The 1,565-nt window shown below is 65.1% G+C and carries 1 pseudogene; it reads left to right on the forward strand.

Annotated elements, in window-relative coordinates:
- Positions 1-111: 111 nt before the first annotated feature.
- A pseudogene (locus tag HLH25_RS19840) lies at positions 112-1,455 on the forward strand (relaxase/mobilization nuclease domain-containing protein); the annotation flags it as partial.
- Positions 1,456-1,565 lie beyond the last annotated feature (110 nt).

The following is a 1,565-nucleotide window of genomic DNA, read 5'->3' on the forward strand; positions in this document are numbered from 1 at the left end:
GCCGAACTCCGCGTTCTCGAAGTTCAGCAGGATAGGCAGGGGTGAATTTCTGGGTCGTCATAGGGCTCATCCTTTGAGTGTTTTACTCTCCGGTAAACCCGGGGCGGTTCAACCAGCCGCTCGCGGGGCGTCGTCATCAAGGCCCGCGTCGTGCGGCATGCCCCGCGCGCGACGCCGCTGGCGGCGCATCTGCGTTACCTCCGTCGGGAGGGGGTAACGCGGGACGGTGAGGACGCGCGCCTGTTTGGCAAGGACAGCGATGACATCCGCGCTTCGGACTTCGCGGAACGCTGCGATGGCGACCGCCATCATTTCCGCTTCATCGTCTCACCCGAGGACGCGCCGGAGATGTCGGATCTGCGGGGCTTCGCCCGCGATCTGATGGGGCAGATGGAGTCCGATCTCGGCACGAAACTCGACTGGGTCGCCGTCGATCACTGGAACACCGCACACCCGCATCTGCACGTTATCGTCCGGGGTGTTGCGGACGACGGCAACGACCTCGTGATCGCGCGCGATTACATCCGTGAAGGCATGCGTGCCCGTGCTCAGGATCTGGTGACGCTGGAACTTGGACCGCGCACGTATCATGATATTCATCAGGCGGTCGAGCGTCAGGTGAATGCCGACCGCCGGACCCAGCTTGACCGGCAGCTTCAGAAGGACGCCGGAGAGGATGGCGTCATCGACCTCGGACGCGTGTCAGGCGAACAGCCGGACGCCTTCGCCACTGTGAAGCTGGGTCGGTTGCGCCGTCTGGAAACCATGGGGCTGGCGCACCAGGTCGGGCCGGACCGCTGGCGGATGGACGAGAGCGCGGAAGCCACGCTGCGGGAGATCAGCGAACGCAATGACATCATCAAGCGGATCCACCGTGGGTTGGCGGAACAGAAGATCGATCGCGCCGCGTCCTCCTGGGTGCTGGCGGGGGAGGGGGCCACCGATCCCGTCATCGGCCGGCTGGTCGATCGTGGCCTCGATGATGAACTGCGCGGCACGGCTTATGCCGTCATCGATGGAATTGATGGGCGCACGCATCATGTCCGCCTGCCGGACCTCGAAGCCGCTGGCGACGGAGCGGTCGGCTCCCTCGTCGAACTGCGGCGTTTCACCGACAAGCGGGGGCGGGACCGTGTCGCGCTGGCCGTGCGTTCGGACGTCACGCTGGAGCGGCAGGTGACGGCGGAGGGCGCTGCCTGGCTCGACCGGCAGGCCATCGCGCGGGAGCCTCTTGCCCTCGCGTCCACCGGGTTCGGCTCCGAGGTCAAAGAGGCGATGGAAAAGCGCACGGAGCATCTGGTGGAGCAGGGTCTGGCCAGCCGCGACGGCGGGAGCATCCGTTATGCCCGGAACCTGGTCGCCACGCTGCGTCAGCGGGAGCTTGAGATGGTAGGACGGAACCTCAGCGGGAAATCAGGGATACCGTTCCGGCAGAGTGGGGAGGGCGATCCCGTCAATACTGTTCACTTAGAGTGATAATCTGCTAGGTTCTCTCCGATAGGAGGGAAGCGGCATGGCGCGAATAGCAGCGGCGTTCGATGGAGACGCGGGAATTGGTGATCGAC

This window comes from Gluconacetobacter dulcium, from assembly GCF_014174165.1.
GTDB lineage: Bacteria > Pseudomonadota > Alphaproteobacteria > Acetobacterales > Acetobacteraceae > Gluconacetobacter > Gluconacetobacter dulcium.